The sequence below is a fragment of the Curvibacter fontanus genome, assembly GCF_054780335.1.
The window spans coordinates 30258-46386 of sequence record NZ_BAAGWN010000040.1 but is presented as its reverse complement, the minus strand read 5'-3'; the positions used below and the strand labels follow the sequence as shown (position 1 = coordinate 46386).

Annotated in this window: 11 protein-coding genes; 4 read left to right on the top strand and 7 right to left on the bottom strand. The window is 67.0% G+C overall.

The annotated features are described in order from the left end of the window. Nucleotides 1–123: 123 nt before the first annotated feature. Genes ACYVH8_RS14110 through ACYVH8_RS14095 form a run of 4 tightly spaced genes read right to left on the bottom strand, consistent with a single transcriptional unit; the run spans nt 124 to nt 7666 of the window. Entirely contained in the window at nt 124–750 is a 627-nt protein-coding gene (locus tag ACYVH8_RS14110) for a response regulator transcription factor (protein ID WP_460489447.1), read from the bottom strand. A 9-nt stretch (nt 751–759) separates the two neighbouring features. After that, nucleotides 760–2772, bottom strand: a complete 2013-nt coding sequence (locus ACYVH8_RS14105; RefSeq protein ID WP_460489446.1) for a two-component system sensor histidine kinase NtrB — start codon at nt 2770–2772, stop codon at nt 760–762. Further along, nucleotides 2769–3599, bottom strand: coding sequence for a carbon-nitrogen hydrolase family protein (locus ACYVH8_RS14100; RefSeq protein ID WP_460489445.1), 831 nt, complete (start codon nt 3597–3599; stop codon nt 2769–2771). The genes ACYVH8_RS14105 and ACYVH8_RS14100 overlap by 4 nt, the downstream gene beginning before the upstream one ends. Beyond that, entirely contained in the window at nt 3596–7666 is a 4071-nt protein-coding gene (locus ACYVH8_RS14095; RefSeq protein ID WP_460489444.1) for a YhdP family protein, read from the bottom strand. Before ACYVH8_RS14095 ends, ACYVH8_RS14100 begins: the two co-directional genes overlap by 4 nt. A gap of 94 nt (nt 7667–7760) precedes the next feature. Here ACYVH8_RS14095 and glnE point away from each other — a divergent pair, with 94 nt between their 5' ends. Further along, nucleotides 7761–10529: a bifunctional [glutamate--ammonia ligase]-adenylyl-L-tyrosine phosphorylase/[glutamate--ammonia-ligase] adenylyltransferase gene (gene glnE, locus ACYVH8_RS14090; RefSeq protein WP_460489443.1), complete on the top strand. Its 2769-nt coding sequence runs from the start codon at nt 7761–7763 to the stop codon at nt 10527–10529. A 9-nt stretch (nt 10530–10538) separates the two neighbouring features. Here the strand turns inward: glnE and rfaE2 are convergent, their stop codons facing one another. After that, nucleotides 10539–11060: a D-glycero-beta-D-manno-heptose 1-phosphate adenylyltransferase gene (rfaE2, locus tag ACYVH8_RS14085; RefSeq protein WP_460489442.1), complete on the bottom strand. Its 522-nt coding sequence runs from the start codon at nt 11058–11060 to the stop codon at nt 10539–10541. 125 nt (nt 11061–11185) lie between these two features. Between rfaE2 and ACYVH8_RS14080 the strand changes: the two genes are divergently transcribed. Continuing rightward, nucleotides 11186–12427 (top strand): HD-GYP domain-containing protein, encoded by a 1242-nt coding sequence (locus tag ACYVH8_RS14080; RefSeq protein ID WP_460489441.1) that lies wholly within the window; start codon nt 11186–11188, stop codon nt 12425–12427. Here ACYVH8_RS14080 and ACYVH8_RS14075 read toward each other — a convergent pair. Then, nucleotides 12413–13270: a ferritin family protein gene (locus tag ACYVH8_RS14075; protein WP_460489440.1), complete on the bottom strand. Its 858-nt coding sequence runs from the start codon at nt 13268–13270 to the stop codon at nt 12413–12415. The genes ACYVH8_RS14080 and ACYVH8_RS14075 overlap by 15 nt on opposite strands. 102 nt (nt 13271–13372) lie before the next feature. Beyond that, nucleotides 13373–13987: a glutathione S-transferase C-terminal domain-containing protein gene (locus ACYVH8_RS14070; protein WP_460489439.1), complete on the bottom strand. Its 615-nt coding sequence runs from the start codon at nt 13985–13987 to the stop codon at nt 13373–13375. Between the two features lie 94 nt (nt 13988–14081). Here ACYVH8_RS14070 and purB point away from each other — a divergent pair, with 94 nt between their 5' ends. Both purB and ACYVH8_RS14060 read left to right on the top strand, forming a co-directional pair. Then, a complete protein-coding gene (gene purB, locus ACYVH8_RS14065; protein WP_460489438.1) occupies nt 14082–15461 on the top strand; it encodes an adenylosuccinate lyase in 1380 nt (459 codons plus the stop codon). A 101-nt stretch (nt 15462–15562) separates the two neighbouring features. Then, the gene (locus tag ACYVH8_RS14060) at nt 15563–16123 is read left to right on the top strand and encodes a YaeQ family protein (protein WP_460489437.1); all 561 of its coding nucleotides are present in this window, start codon (nt 15563–15565) and stop codon (nt 16121–16123) included. Nucleotides 16124–16129 lie beyond the last annotated feature (6 nt).

Genomic DNA, 16129 nt, shown 5'->3' with positions numbered 1-16129 from the left:
CTACGTCGCCCATCACAACATCGAACCCAAGCCGTTTATCTGGACCAAGAGCGCGCGCGACATCCTGCAAAAGGTCATTCGAGCCAATAGCCGATTAAGTTCCAGACAGAATGAAACACTACACTAGTTTTCACGCAGCAGATTGGCCAGCTCGACGGCCGACTTGACTTCCATCTTGTCGAAGACACGGGCGCGGTGCACCTCCACCGTGCGCACGCTGATGTCGAGCTGGTCGGCGATACGCTTGTTGGGCAGACCTTCGACCACCAGTTGCATCACGGCACGCTCACGGTCGGTCAGTTCTGCCAGGCGCAGGCGCAGACGTGCGCGCACCTGCTGGGCCTGCACGATGGCCGCCGACTGGGCCAGCGCCTGTTCGATGCGGTCGACCAGCGCATTGTCGGAAAACGGCTTCTCGCAAAAGTCGAAGGCGCCACGTTTGACGGCGCTCACCGCCGTGGGCACATCGGCATGACCGGTCAGGAAGATCACCGGCAGCACCAGGTGCAGGCCGCGCTCGACCAGGCGGTCGAACAGGGCCAGGCCACTCATGCCGGGCATGCGCACGTCCGGCAGCAGGCAGGCCGGACGCGAGGGCAGATGGGCGCCCTCGATCATCTCGAGAAAGGCCTCGGCGCTGTCAAACACCTGGCTGCCCAGGCGGCGTGAGCGCAGCAGCCAGGCCAGCGCTTCGCGCACGCTGGCGTCATCGTCCACGATGTATACGGAGGCGTCGATCACGGGTTGCATGGCGCGATGTTAAGGCAGGAGCGGCCCGGGACCCGCAAGCAGCGTGAAGCTGAAGACCGTGCCCTGGGGCTGCTTGGGCGCAAAAGCCAGGGTGCCGCCATGCTGTTCGATCACGGTGCGGCACAGGCTCAGGCCCAGGCCCATGCCTTCGGCCTTGGTGGTGAAAAAGGGCGTGAACAGCTGCTGCGCCACCTCGGGCGTGATGCCCAGTCCGACGTCGGTGACGGAAAACTCGATCCAGCGTGCGTCTTCCGGTGAGCGCTTCACGCCCAGCTGCAGCACGCGCCGACGGATCTCGGGCCGGTCCATGGCCTGCATGCCATTGCGCGCGAGGTTGAGCAGCACCTGCTCGACCATGGTGCGGTCGCACAGCACCGGCGGCAGGCCCGGGTCCAGGCGCAACTGCACCTGCACACCCAGCTTGCGCGCCTGCAGATTGACCAGGGGCAGGATGGCATCGAGCAGGACCTGCGGCGCCACGGTCTCGCGCGCCTGATCGCGCCGGCGCACGAAGTCGTGCACGCTCTTGATGATCTTGCCGGCACGTTCGGCCTGCTCGGCGATGCGGTGCATGGCCAGTTCGACGTCGGACACGGTATGCGCCCCCTGCTGCAGCAGATTGCGCATGCCGGTGGCGTAACTCGCGATGGCCGCCAGCGGCTGGTTCAGTTCATGGCTGAGCAGCGAAGCCATCTCGCCTACCATGGTCAGGCGGGCCGTGGCCTGCAGGCGGTCCTGGCTGGCGCGGGACAGCTCCTCGATGCGGCGCTGCTCGCGGATGTCGAGGAAAGCGCTCATCCAGCCGGTCTGAACATTTTGTGCGTTGATCAGCGGCGCCTCGATGATGAGCACCGGGAAACGCGTGCCGTCCTTGTGCATGAAGACGGATTCATACCCCTCGCGCGGCGGCACATTGCCGGCCAGCCGGATTTCCTGGCGCTTCTGGTACTCGTCGGCCAGCTCGGGCGGCCAGTAGGGGAAATTCATGCTCTGCCCCGTGAGCTCCTCGGCACTGAAGCCCACCATCTGGCAGAAGGCCGGGTTGACGTAGGTGATACGACCCCGCAGGTCGCGCGCGCGCAGGCCCGTGACGAGCGAGTCCTCCATGGCCTTGCGAAAGGCCAGCGCGTCGGCCAGGTCGCTCTCGGCCTTGAGCCGGCGGCGCATGTCCTTGCCGAGCAGCAGCAGGATGGAAACCAGGGCGATCGACATGGTCGTGACCAGGGCCGTGAGCACATTGGGGAAGACCTCGGGCGCGCCACGCCAGCTGTCCATGCGCAGCACCAGGGTCGTGCCCGGCAGGTCCAGCAGCTGCTGGGCCGAGAACACGCGGCTGGTGCGGCGTGCCGTGCCGCGCATGGCCAGGCGTGTGCCATCGCCTTCGGTGAAAGACACCTCCTGGCTGCGCGTGAGCTGGCGCGCCAGATCGTCCAGCAGGTCCTGCAGGGAATAGGTGGCCACCAGATAACCCATGACCACGCCGGCACTGGCCAGCGGCAGGCACACCTCCATGACCTCCAGCCCCAGGCCATCGGTCATGGGCACGAAATAGCTGCCCGAATAGGCCGGCCCGCTGATGCGCCGCGCGACATTGCAGACCTGGGTCACCTCGGATTGCACGCTGTCGCGGCCCAGCCGGGCAAACACCGGCGGACGGTAAGGCGTGCCGGCCTGGGCCAGGATGTGGTGCTGGCTGTCGCGCCATTCGATGCGCAGCAACTCGCGCCGCGCCCGCAGCAGGGTCGTGGCCTCGGCCGCCCAGGCCGCCGGTTTGGGTTCGCCGAACTGCAGGGCCTGCAGGCTCTGCAGATTGCGCGTCAGGCGCGAACGGATGTCACCAACCGCGTCGGCCGCGTCCCGCTCCAGGCGGCTTTGCACCTGACTGGCCTCGTAACGCCCGGCCAGCCACACCAGCGTGATCAGCAGGGCCACCACCAGCGCGGCCAGCGCCGACCACAGCACACGGCGGCGCCAGTGAGCCCGCCAGCGCTCCCGGCGCGATTCGAGCAGAGGGATGTTCACAGGACGCGGTGCTCCAGGGCCGGCAGTTGCTGGCGGCACTGCCGCAGCTGGACCGCATCGAGCTCGGCCAGCACCACGCCCTCGCCTTCCGGTCGCACGCCCAGCACGCGCCCCCAGGGATCCACCAGCATGGAATGGCCCCAGGTGCGCCGCCCGTTTTCGTGCAGGCCGCCCTGCGCCGCTGCAGCAACGAAGGCCAGGTTCTCGATGGCGCGCGCGCGCAGCAGCAACTCCCAGTGCGCCTGGCCGGTGGTGTGCGTGAAGGCGCTGGGCACCAGCAGCAGTTCGGCGCCGGCCTGGGCATGGGCGCGGTAGAGCTCGGGAAAACGCAGGTCGTAGCAGACGCTCAAGCCCACGCGCCAGTGGTGGCCGTCACGCGAGGGCAGATCGAACGTGACGGGCTCGCGCCCGGGGTGCAGGGTGCGGGCCTCGTCGTAGCGTTCGCGCCCGTTGTCGAAGCGGAAGAGGTGGATCTTGTCGTAACGCGCCACCCGCTCACCACCGGCTGCGTAGACCAGCGTGCTGTTGTAGGCGCGCGGCGGTTCATCACCCGCCGGCGCGCCGTCATCCAGCGGCAGGGTGCCGCCGACGATCCACAAATCCAGTTCGCGTGCGGCCCGTGCCAGGAAGTCCTGGATCGGCCCCTGGCCCAGAGATTCGCGCAGGGCCAGCTTGTCGCTGTCCTGCCGGCCCAGCAGACAGAAGTATTCGGGCAGCACGGCCAACTCGGCGCCCTGGCGCGCCGCCGCTTCGAGCAGCGCCCGCGCGCGCAGCAGATTGGCGTCGCGCTCGACGCCGGAAACCATCTGGAGGGCCGCCAGCTTCATGGCGTGTTTCCGGCCGGCCGGCCGGGCGCGGGTGCGGGTGTCTCGACCTTGTTCATCTGCGGGTCGCTCCAGCTGCCGGTGATGCGGAACTCCTGCGTGGTTGCGGCGATCATCGGCCCCCGCAGCAAGACCTGGGCGAGGAAGGTGCCCAGACCAACCGCCGGGTTGATCCAGGTGGCGATCAGCGAGGCGGTGCCGGCGTTGATCTCGGGCACCACCACCACACGCAGATCCTGCGTCTCGCGCGCCAGATCGGCCTGGCCGTCCATCAGAACGGCGGCGTTGACGCCCTTCATCTGCAGATTATTGGTCCGGGCGATGCCCTGCTCGATCTGGACGTCGCCCCGCACGAAGTCGAAGGAAAAACCTTCGGTGAACACGTCACGGAAATCCAGCGCCAGGCGCCGCGGCAGGGCCTGCAGACTGAGCACGCCCATGAGCTTGGCGATGCCGGGTTCGGCCTTGAGGAATTGACCCGTCTCGACATTGATGTTGAAACCGCCCCCCAGGCTCGGATAGTCCAGCCCCAGGGGTGAGCCGATCCAGCTGGCCTGGCCCTCCATGCGGCCCTTGCCTGCACGGATCAGGCCGGGCATGCCCAGGCGCGTCAACAAGCCGCCGGCATCCGCCATATCGAGCCTGAAGTTCATGACGGTGCGCCGCCGCTCCGTGCGCACGGCGCCCGGGGTCGATCGCGGTAGGCTCACGCGGCCCTCCGGCTCGCTGGCCTCCTGGTACACGGCCCAGTTCCCGCTGGCCGTGAACTCGGCTTCAGGCATGCTGATGTTGAGTTTGCTCAAGCGCCATTCGCGCGTCCCGGTATCGCGTTGCGCCAGGCCGCGGTTGACGGCCTCGATCTCCACGCGTCCCAGGTTCTTGCCACGCAGCTCCAGGTTGTTGATCACCACATCGAGCGCCGGGATGCTGACCGGCTGTTCGTCCAGCAGGTTTTCCATGCCGCTGGCGTTCTCCTGGGCCAGCACCAGGCGCGCCAGGCGCGCGTAGACGCTACCGGCACCAACGCTGGTAGGCATGCGGTATTCGAGGTAACCGCTGAGTTCGCGCGCGTCCAGGTTGACGCGCCAGGTCTGGCCTTCGCGTGTACCGCCAGCCACCAGCTGGCTGAACTTCTGGCCGCCCATCCGCAGCGTGGTGCCCTGCACCATCAGGCTGGTGGGCAGGTAATCGTGCAAGGCCGCCGGTACGGGCGGGCCGCTGGGCGGCGCTACCGAGCTGCCAGGAGACGCGGCCGCCGCCAGACGCCAGGCATCGAGATCGAGGTCTTCAAAATGGATGCTGGCCACCACGCCGGCCTCCGGCATGGGCAGGCTCTCGCCCGCCGGCAAGCCGACGCCGATGGTGCCGCGCAGGACCTGCGTCGTCTCCACGCCGTGTTCACGCACATAACGCATGGCTAGCAGGCGCCCGAGGTCGAGCTGCAGCAGATCCTGGCGTGCGCCCTGGGCTGCCCCCGGCTCGGCGCTCATCAGCGTGGCCTGCAGGCGCAGGGGCAAGGCTGCTTCGGCCGGCTTGGCCAGAGGTGCCGGCAGGTTCAACGCGAGGCCCTGCAGGGTGGACGTGAGCTGGAATTCGGGCACACCCTGGCGCAAGCCGAATTCGGCCGCGTAAGTCGTGCTGCCGTTCATCTGCCGCGCCAGACGGGCCACGACACCGAGCTGCGTTTCCTGGCGCAGACCCTGGGCCGTCAGGGTGCCCTGCAGACGCAAGCGCGGTGCGCCATCGGCCGACGTCCCCGGCACGGCGATGGTGCCCCCCTCGGCGCGAACATCCCCCCCCAGCAGGCGGCCCTGCACACCCGCCAGTGCAAAACCACGTTCGCTGAAATGCAGGATGCCGCGGGTACGGGTCAGACGCGGGAGTTCGGCAGCAAGCTGCAACTCGTTGCCGGCCAGCTTCACCTGCCCCTGCACCACCGAGTCATCCAGGTGCAGCAGGGGCAGGTCGAGTCGCAATTGCCCCTCGGTATTGCCCGTGGCGCGGGCCTGACCCAGCACGCCGCCGGTCATCGCGTCCAGCGGCGAGGCCACGATGAGCCCGCGCAAGAGATCGTCAAGCGGGCCACCCAGTTGCATGCTGGTCAGCACCCGCGCATCGTGGCCCATGTCCGGAATGCGGGCCTCACCCTGGCTGATGCGCAGCTGCGGCGCGCCTTCGAGCCGGGCGTTGATGTTGCGCAACTGCAGGCTGGCGTGGTCGATCAGCAGGTCACCGCGCACATCGGTCAGCGCCGGCCAGGGTTTCTGCCCGGCGGGCTGCAAGCCTGTTGGCACGTAGACAAAACGTGTGTCCTGCACGCTGGCCGTGATGCGGAACTCGCCCTGCCCGGGGCTGCTGAAGGGGAAATCACGCAGATCGCCCCGGACCCGGAAACGCGCCCCGCCGGCCCAGCCCTGGGGCAAGGCCTTGCGCAGATAGTCCCGGACATCGGCGTCGATCGCCTGAGGCAGGTAACGATGCAGGGCCGACAGTTCGGCCCTGCTCATGCTGCCCTGCAGGTCCAGCACGCCGGGCAGGCTGGCGCCGGGCGCATCTCCTGTGTGCCATTTGAGCTGGAACTCGCCCTGGGCCTCGGTGTTGGCAAAGCGCGCATTGTTGATCTGCAGGCTGGTCTGACCACCTTGCAGCTTCCACTGCAGCTCGGCCGCCAGTTGGTCCAGCGCGATGCGCGGCTGCTCGAACACACCCGGCAGCTCCAGATGCCCCTGCTGCACCACCACACTGGCGCGGCCGCCGTCCTGGTTCAGATCGAAATCGACGGTCAGGCCACGCACACCGGGCGAGCCCAAGGTGCCGGGCGGCGTCGCACCCTCGGCCAGCGGCTGCAGTTGCGGGCGCGCGGCCACGTCCAGCTGGCGCAGCCGGCCGCGCGCATCGAAGCGCTCGGGCGCCTCCCAGGGTCCCTGCCAGCGGGCCTGCAACTGCTCGACCTGTCCCTTGGGTGCATACAGCACCAGTGCTTCATGCACGCGTCGCCCCAGCGGCAGCCTTTGGGCCAACTGGGCCAGGGTCGCAAGGTCGATGCCGCTGGCGCGGATCTCTCCACGCGCCTTCACCTCGCCCCCCGGATCGGCATAGCTGAGACGCACATCGCCGCCGGGCCAGCGCAGACCGTCGACCGTGTCGAACTTCAGACCCTGGGTAGAAACCTCGAAGCCGCCGTCGAGTCTGCGCCCGCCCAGGCGGCCGCTGAGACGGGTCAGGTCCAGCGCCGGCAGCTCGGGCCCCAGCCTGAGGCCCAGCCGCGACAGCGTCACATCCGCCGTGACATTGCTCACACGACCCTGGTCCACATCCACCCAGGCGCGCAGGGCGCCGCTGCCGCCCGCCACATCCAGCTGCAGTGGAACATGGCGGCGCAACTGGGCCATATCGACGCGCTCGAACACCGCATAAAACTGCCCGTACCAGCGCTGCCACTCGCCGGCCCGGGTGAACAGCAGGGGCTGGTGAAAGCGCCCGCGCAGGCTGAAGCGGCCACCGAGTTCGGCCGGCGGCGTGGCATCCAGCCTGAATTCATGCCGGCGCGCGCCGTTGTGCATGCGCAGATCGACCTCCTGCAGCTGCAGCTGCGGCGTCCCGCGAAGTTCATCACGCCACTGCACACGCCCCCCGCGGATGAGCCATTCCGTCTGCGAGAACACCCAGTCGGCCGCACGGCCATCCTCCTGCTGCTGCGGAATTTCGATACCGGCCACAAAGATCCGGCCGTCGGCCGCACGCCAGACATCGAGTTCGGGCCGTTCGATGGCCAGCTGCTCGAAACCCAGGTTCCAGAGCGAACGCGGCGAGATCGTGGCCGTCACGCGCGGCAGCTGCAAGGCCGCCTTGCCTTCGCGGTCCAGCAGCCGCACATCGCTCAGCTCGAAAGAGGGGAACAGGCGGTCGGCGTGTGCGACGATGGCGCCGATGCGCACCGGCACGCCCAGGGCCTGGCTGGCCCGGCTTTCCAGCTCCGGGCGCAATTCGCCGATTCGCGGCACAATGACCAGGTGCAACGTCGCCCAGGCGGCGCTGAAGATCAGCCAGGCCAAGAGGATCAGCCACAAAAGGGCACGCGTCGAAATCGTCAGGATTTTGAGCGGCAGGGATGGGCGGCGCGGCAGGGTATCCATTGTGAAGATCGAGAGCTCGACAGGAATTATGACCCGCAACGATGCATGCGGCCTGATGCAGGGCGCGACCAAGCCGCCGACCGCATCCCCCGTCTGCGCCGACCATTCCCGTTTCGTCCAGCGCATACGGCGCCGTCATGCCGGGCTGCTGGCACAGCTGCGCCCTGGCCGCCCCGGTCTCCTGGCCCTGCAAGCGCTTTTGACCCAGTTGCGCAGCTCGGGTCATGACAGCGGCGCAGCCTTGCGCACGATCCGTCAGCTGGTCATGGAGCGTCTGGTCGTCCTGGACTGCGAGCAGCAGGCCTCTTTGCACGACATCACGGCCAGCATGACCGAGTTGGCCGAATTCGCGCTTGACGTGGCCTGCACCGAAGTCATGCAGGCCCTGGACGACAGCCATGGCATGCCGCTGACACCGGCCGGCAACCGCGCGCTGTTCTGGGTGGTGGGCATGGGCAAGCTTGGCGCGCGCGAGCTCAACGTCTCCAGTGACATCGACCTGATCTACGTCTACGACCAGGACGGCGAGACCGCCGGCAATGCCGAGGGCCGCAACCGCATCTCCAACCACGAGTACTTTGCCAAGGCGGTGCGCGCCATCTACAACCTGCTGGGAGACACCACGGAACACGGTTTCGTGTTCCGTGTCGACCTGGCCCTGCGGCCCAACGGCAACTCGGGTCCGCCGGCGGTGTCCCTGGGCGCCCTGGAGGAATATTTCCACGTGCAGGGCCGCGAATGGGAGCGTTTTGCCTGGCTCAAGAGCCGCATCGTGGCGCCCAAGCGCCAGTTGCAGGACGGCTCGGTCATGGCCTTGCGCAGCCTGGTGGTGCCCTTCGTTTTCCGTCGTTACCTGGACTACAACGTTTTCGATTCGCTGCGCGTGCTGCACCGGCAGATCCGCGAACACGCGGCCAAACGCAGCGCCGGCCACCCCGAGCGCAGCAACGACGTCAAGCTCTCACGCGGCGGCATTCGCGAGATCGAATTCACCGTGCAGCTGTTGCAGGTGGTGCGTGGCGGCCAATACCCCGAACTGCGCACACGCCCCACGCTGGATGCCCTGCAACGCCTGGTCAAGGCCGGACTCATGCCGCAGGCCACGGCCGAAGCGCTGGCCCAGGCTTACGAATTCCTGCGCCGGGTCGAACACCGCATCCAGTACCTGGACGACCAGCAGACCCACGTGCTGCCCACGCGCGACGAGGATCTGGACTGGATCGCACGCAGCATGGGCTACCCCGATGCCTGTCGCTTTCTGACCCAGCTCGACGCCCACCGCGAAGTCGTGGCCCAGGAGTTCGACATCCTGCTAGGCGGCTCGGGCCAGAAGGAGTGCAAGGGCTGCGGCAACGGGAACGGCAAGAACGGCAGCGGCCCCGCCACGCCCGATTTCGACGGCCTGCTGGAGCGCCTGCCGCCGCAGTTTCGCGAACGGATCAACGCCTGGCGCGCGCACCCGCGCGTGCTGGCCCTGCGTGAAGAGTCACGCGCCCGCCTGATCCGTCTGGTGGTGCGCACGGCCGACTGGCTGCGCGAAGAGCGCGCCAGCGAAGAAGCCGCCTGCCGCCTGGTGGACTGGATGGAACCGCTGCTGCGACGCGAGAGCTACCTGGCCATGCTGCTGGAACGCCCGGCCGTGCACGAACGCCTGCTGCGCCTGCTGGGCGCGGCGCGCTGGCCGGCGCGTTACCTGCTGCAGCACCCGGGTGTGATCGACGAACTCGCCAGCCGCACCATGATGGACGAGCGCTTCGATCCGCTCGCCTTCGAGGCCGAACTCGACGTCCGCCAGAAGGCCCTGCAGGCCGCCGGCGACGACGACGAGGAGTCCCTGCTCAACCTGCTGCGCCGGGCCCACCATGCCGAGGTCTTCCGCACCCTGGCGCGCGACGTCGAGAGCGTGCTGACGGTGGAGCAGGTGGCCGATGATCTCTCGGCACTGGCCGATGCCGTGCTGCGCATCACCACCCGCTGGTGCTGGGCGCGCATGAAAAAGAAGCACCGCGAAGAGCCGCAATTCGCCATCATCGGCTACGGCAAGCTCGGCGGCAAGGAACTGGGCTACGGCAGCGACCTGGACATCGTCTTCGTCTACGAGGACGAACACGAGGACGCCCCCGAGAGTTATGTCCTGCTGGTGCGCAAGCTGATCAACTGGCTGACCGTCAAGACCGGCGAAGGAGATCTCTACGAGATCGACACGGCCCTGCGCCCCAACGGCAACTCAGGCCTGCTGATCACCACCTTCGAGGCCTACGCCAACTACCAGCAGCAGCGCGGCAGCAACACCGCCTGGACCTGGGAGCATCAGGCCATGACGCGCGCACGCTTCGTGCTGGGCAACGATGATTTGCGCCGACGCTTCGACGACGTGCGCCGGGCCGTGATCACCGCGCCGCGCGACGCGTTGGCACTGCGTCAGGAGATCGTCGCCATGCGCGACCGGGTGCGCCATGCGCACCCGGTGCGCGGCGAGCAATTCGACGTCAAGCACAGCGTGGGCGGCATGGTCGACGCCGAGTTTGCGGTGCAGTGCCTGGTGCTGTCGCAGTCGATGCACCACCCGGAACTGGTGGCCAACGTCGGCAATATTGGCCTGCTGCGTGTGGCCGAAACCGTGGGCCTGCTGCCGCCCGGGGCGGGCAGCGCGGCCGCCGACGCCTACCGTGAACTGCGGCGCGTGCAGCACCGCGCGCGTCTCAACGAAGAGCCGACCCAGGTCGCGGTCGAGTCCGTGGCCGCAGAACGCGCTGCCGTGCTGGCCTTGTGGACGAACGTGTTCGGCCCGGCCTGAAGTCCACGATCAGACAACGCCGCGGATCTTGCGCACCAGGGCCGTGGTGGAATAACCGTCGACAAAAGGCAGGGCCAGCGCCTGGCCACCCCAGGACGCCACCAGGGCCGTCTCGGGCAGCTTGCGCATGTCGTAGTCACCGCCCTTGACCAGGATGTCCGGGCGGATCTCCGCAATCAGGGCCTGGGGCGTGTCCTCGTCGAACCAGGTCACCAGGTCGACCGCGCCGAGTGCCGCCACCATGGCCGCACGGTCCTGCTCATTGTTGAGCGGCCGCTCGGGCCCTTTGCCCAATCGGCGCGCCGAAGCATCGGTGTTGAGCGCCACAACCAGGCTGGCCCCCAGGGCACGTGCCTGCGCCAGGTAGATGGCGTGGCCGCGGTGCATGACATCAAACACACCATTGGTGAAGACCAGGGGCCTGGGCAGGCTTGCCCGCCGTGTGGCCAGCCCGCTGCGCGGACACAGCTTGTCAAGAAAAGCCGGCAAGGGGAAAGGGCTGGACGGGTTCGGGGCGTGCGCTTGCGTCATGGCCCGCATCCTAGCAGTCGCTGCGCAGGCCGGCACAGCGGGCGGGGTATCGGGGGAAAACGGCGGCTCTTCACCCCCTAATCCCCCGTCCCCACCCAATCCGCAGGGGCATAATTGCCAGACCCATGTCGACCAAACTTGTCGCTGTCAGCCTTGATTCACTGCGGATCGGTGAGCCCCTGCCTTTTCCGCTGATGGACGCCGACGGCACCTTGTTGGCCAGCAAGGGTTACGTGATCGCCTCGCGCAGCGAACTGCAGTCTCTGGTCGGTCGTGGTATTTCACTCTACATCGACCTCGTCGACTCCGAAGCCCACCACCGAGCCTATGTGGGCATGCTGCATGATCTGGTGCGCAAGGAAAAAACCCTGGGCCAGATCGCCGGCACCCACATCTCGCGCGCCGAACTCGATGCGGGACGCGCCGACCCGGACCTGGCCGATGGCCCGGTCGACTGGCTGGACTACCAGGTCCAGGCCAACAGCATCCTGCGCGACTGCGGTGCACCGCAGTTCCTGCAGCGCCTGGTGCGCCTGCAAAAGCAGCTGCGCCAGCAGTCCATCGGCAACGCGGATGGCGCCCTGTTCGCGCTCTTCCACCTTTCGGCCAGCGAGATCCGCATGTACAGCGCCACGCATGCCATGCTGGTCAGCGTGATGTGCGGCCTGGCAGCACGCGAGGTGCTCAACTGGCCGGCGGAACAGGAGCAGGTCTTGTGCCTGGCGGCGCTGACCATGAACATCGGCATGACCGAGCTGCAGGACAAGCTGGCCCAGCAGTTGACCCCGCCCTCGCCGGAGCAACGCCAGCAGATCGACCAGCACTCGCTGCGCTCGGTGGCGCTGCTGCAGAAGATCGGTGTCAACGATGCCGGCTGGCTGGAGGCCGTGCGCCACCATCACAGCGTTCCGCCGGGGCCGCTGGCCGCAAAATCGGAGGGGCAGCGCATGGCGCGCCTGATCCAGCGCGCCGACATGTTCGGCGCGCGGCTGGCGCCTCGAGCCTCGCGCACCCCTACCGCCCCGGCAGCGGCCATGCAAGCCAGCTACTTCGACGAAAACCGGCAGGTGGACGAAGCAGGCGCGGCCCTGATCAAGGCCGTGGGCATCTATTCACCGGGTTCCTTCGTGCGGCTGCACACCGATGAGGTGGCGACCGTGATCCGGCGCGGAGTCAACACCACCACACCCAAGGTGGCCGTGCTGATCAACCGGGAAGGCATACCGGTGGCCGAGCCGGTGATACGCGACACCAGCGCGCGCGACTACCGCATCGTGGCCAGCGTACCGCACCGCGAGGTCAAGGTTCAGCTCAACCTGCAGCGCATGCTGGCGCTGACGACCACCACCAGCTCAGACCGCGCCTGAAGAGACGAGCGGCGCCGCCGGCACCATCAACTCCTTGCGGAAACGGTTGAGCTCCTGCACGGTCTGGAAACTGCGGCCGAGCAGCAGGCTCAGGTTGTGCAGGATGCGCTCGACCACCTTGCTTTCCCAGGCGGCGTCAAAGTTGATCTGCCGGTCCAGCCAGTGCTCCAGCCACTCGGGGTTGGGCAGGCGGCTCTGGATCGTGTCGCGCGGGAACAGGTTCTTGTTGACGTGCAGATTGGTCGGGTGCAGGGCCTGGGCCGTGCGCCGGGCGCTGGCCATCAGCACACCCACCTTGGCAAACGCCGTCTTGGCTTCAGCGCCAAAACGACCTATGGCGCGGCGCATGTACTTGAGGTAGGCGCCACCATGCCGGGCTTCGTCCTGGCTCAGTGTGGTGTAGATGTGCTTGATGACCGGCTCGGTGTGCCATTCGGCGGCGCGCCGATACCAGTGGTTGAGCCGGATTTCGCCGCAGAAGTGCAGCATCAGCGTCTCCAGCGCAGGCGCCGGGTCGAATTCGAAGCGGATATCGTGCAGCTCCTGCTCGGTGGGAACGAGCTCGGGTCGGAAGCGCCGCAGATACTCCATGAGGACCAGGGAGTGCTTCTGCTCCTCGAAGAACCAGATCGACATGAAGGCGGAAAAGTCGCTGTCGTCGCGGTTGTCGCGCAGGAACATCTCGGTGGCCGGCAGGGCCGCCCACTCGGTGATGGCATTCATCTTGATGGTCTGGGCCTGCTCATCGCTGAGCAGGGAGGCGTCGAACTTGTCCCAGGGGATGTCCTTCTCCATGTCCCAGCGCACGGCCTCCAGCTGTTTGAACAGTTCAGGGTAAAGCATGGCGTTCCTTCGTGGTGAGACGATTTTAGGACAGCACGATGACAAATGCCTGACGGGGCTGCGTTTCCGCACGCCAGCCCGGGGAAATGGCGCCGCGCCGCCTCAGTGCGGCAGGGTGTCGGCAAAGCTGGGGCGCTGCATGAGCTTGTCCTGCAGGCGCACCAGACCGGGATGCGCATCACGCCAGGCAATCTGGGGGAAACGGAAATCCAGATAACCCAGGGCAGAACCGACGGCCACATCGGCCAGGCTGAAGTGGGTCCCCGAGCAGAAGGGCTTGTCGCCCAGGCCCTGGCTCATGGCATCCAGGCTGGCTGCGATCTTGCCGAGCTGGCGGTCTATCCAGGCCGGGCTGCGCTGGGCCTCGCTGCGCTGGGGCCAGATTGCCTCCATGCGAGCCAGCAGGGCGGCGTCCATGACGCCGTCGGCCAGGGCCTCCCAGGTCTTGGCTTCGGCACGCTCGCGACCGACCGGGGGGATCAGCTTGCCCACCGGCGACAGGGTGTCCAGGTATTCGACGATCACGCGCGAATCAAACAGGGCTTCCCCGCCTTCCATGATCAGGCAGGGGATCTTGCCCAGGGGATTGGCGTCCACGATGCGGGTCTGTTCCGACCACACATCCTCCAGCACAAAGGTGTATTCCAGTTTTTTCTCGGCCATCACGATGCGCACCTTGCGCACGTAGGGGCTGGTATGGGAGCCGATCAGTTTCATGGGTCTTTTGGTAGTCCAGGGGGCGGATTCTAACGATTCGCACCCGGTCTGCCCGTTTCCTCCGCGTCACAGGCCGTCAAACTACAATCCGGGCATGACTTTCTCCACGATTTCGGCCCTGTCCCCGCTGGACGGGCGTTACGCCGCCAAGCTCGCCGCCTTGCGCCCGCTGATGAGCGAACAGGGTTACATGCACCGGCGCGTCCAGGTCGAAGTGGCCTGGTTCATCAGCCTGAGCGACGCCGGTTTCAAGGAGTTCCCGCCGCTGTCGCCCGGCGCTCGCACCTATCTGCTCAATCTGGTGAAAAACTTCTCCGAAGCCGATGGCCAAGCCATCAAGGAGATCGAGAAGACCACCAACCACGACGTCAAGGCCGTCGAATACTGGATCAAGTCCCGCTTCGAAGCCCGGCCCGAACTGGAAAAGGCCAGCGAATTCGTGCATTTCGCCTGCACCAGCGAGGACATCAACAACACCAGCCATGCCCTGCAGCTGCGCAGCGCGCGCGACACCGTATTGCTGCCGGCACTGGACAAGCTGCTGCTCAAGCTGCGCGACATGGCCCAGGCCCATGCCGAGGTGCCCATGCTCAGCCGCACCCACGGCCAGACGGCCAGCCCCACCACCGTGGGCAAGGAAATCGCCAATGTGGTGGTCCGCCTGCAGACCGCCTGCGACCGCATTGCCGCCGTCAAGATTCTGGGCAAGATGAACGGCGCCGTGGGCAACTACAACGCGCACCTGGCCGCCTGGCCCGCGTTCGACTGGGAAGCCTTCGCCCGCCGCGTGGTGGAAACACCCGAACCCCTGGGCCTGGGCCTGAGCTTCCAGCCCTACAGCATCCAGATCGAGCCGCACGACTACATGGCCGAGCTGTTCGATGCCATTGCGCGCGCCAACACCATCCTGATCGACTTCTCGCGTGACATCTGGGGTTATGTCTCGCTGGGCTACTTCAAGCAGAAGCTCAAGGCCGGTGAGATCGGGTCCTCGACCATGCCGCACAAGGTCAACCCGATCGACTTCGAAAACGCCGAAGGCAATCTGGGGCTGGCCAATGCCCTGCTGCGCCACCTCAGCGAGAAACTGCCGGTCAGCCGCTGGCAACGCGACCTGACCGACTCCACCGTGCTGCGCAATATGGGCGTGGCCATGGGCTACGCCGTGCTGGCCTACCAGTCGCTGTCCATCGGACTGGGCAAGCTCGAACTCAACAGCGAGGCATTGGCCGCCGATCTTGACGCGGCCTGGGAAGTGCTGGCCGAACCGATCCAGACCGTGATGCGCCGTTATGGCGTGCAGGGCGCCTACGAGAAGCTCAAGGAGGCCACGCGCGGCCAGACCGTGACGGCCGAAGACCTGCACCAGCTGATCCGCGGCCTGGCGATCCCCGAGACTGACAAGCAGCGCCTGCTGGCCATGACCCCGGGCAGTTACACCGGCAAGGCGGCCGAACTCGCGAAACGGGTTTAACCCCCTGAGCGGCTGACGCCGCTTCCCCCCAAGGGGGACAACGCCAGCGGCCCGGCAAAGCCGGTTCCGCGGCGTTCCCCGCAATAACCCTTCGCATCACCATGGCCATCAAATCCACCATCTTCAAGGCCAATCTGCAGATCGCCGACATCGATCACGGTTATTACGCAGACCATGCGCTGACACTGGCACGCCACCCCAGCGAAACCGATGAACGCATGATGATCCGGCTGGTGGCGCTGGCGCTGCAGGCCCACCAGTTGCAAACCCTGTGCGGCGGCGACGGCACGCTGGCCTTCGGCGCCGGACTGTCGGACCCCGACGAACCCGACGCCTGGCTGCGCGACTACACCGGTCAGACCCGGCTGTGGATCGAGGTCGGCCAACCCGAGGACAAGCCCCTGGCCAAGGCCTGCAGCAAGTCCGATGCAGTGGTGGTCTATTGCTTCGCCCACGCCGCCGAGGTCTGGTGGCGCGGCATCGAGAACAAGCTCACGCGCCTGGACAAGCTGCAGGTCTGGCGTGTTCCCTCCGAAACGTCCCAAGCCCTGGCCGCCATGGCCGAGCGCAGCATGCAACTGCAGGCCACGATTCAAGAAGGAGCGCTGATGCTGGGTAATGACCGGCATCAGGTGGACATCGAAGCGTTGCGCTGGAAGTGAGCGCGG

What these genes read in the sequence shown, in the direction of transcription:
- ACYVH8_RS14080 (WP_460489441.1), top strand. Translation starts at nt 11,186, where the DNA reads ATGTCGACCAAACTTGTCGCTGTCAGCCTTGATTCACTGCGGATCGGT.
- ACYVH8_RS14100 (WP_460489445.1), bottom strand. Translation starts at nt 3,599, where the DNA reads ATGAAGCTGGCGGCCCTCCAGATGGTTTCCGGCGTCGAGCGCGACGCC.
- glnE (WP_460489443.1), top strand. Translation starts at nt 7,761, where the DNA reads ATGACCCGCAACGATGCATGCGGCCTGATGCAGGGCGCGACCAAGCCG.
- ACYVH8_RS14060 (WP_460489437.1), top strand. Translation starts at nt 15,563, where the DNA reads ATGGCCATCAAATCCACCATCTTCAAGGCCAATCTGCAGATCGCCGAC.
- ACYVH8_RS14075 (WP_460489440.1), bottom strand. Translation starts at nt 13,270, where the DNA reads ATGCTTTACCCTGAACTGTTCAAACAGCTGGAGGCCGTGCGCTGGGAC.
- purB (WP_460489438.1), top strand. Translation starts at nt 14,082, where the DNA reads ATGACTTTCTCCACGATTTCGGCCCTGTCCCCGCTGGACGGGCGTTAC.
- rfaE2 (WP_460489442.1), bottom strand. Translation starts at nt 11,060, where the DNA reads ATGACGCAAGCGCACGCCCCGAACCCGTCCAGCCCTTTCCCCTTGCCG.
- ACYVH8_RS14070 (WP_460489439.1), bottom strand. Translation starts at nt 13,987, where the DNA reads ATGAAACTGATCGGCTCCCATACCAGCCCCTACGTGCGCAAGGTGCGC.
- ACYVH8_RS14110 (WP_460489447.1), bottom strand. Translation starts at nt 750, where the DNA reads ATGCAACCCGTGATCGACGCCTCCGTATACATCGTGGACGATGACGCC.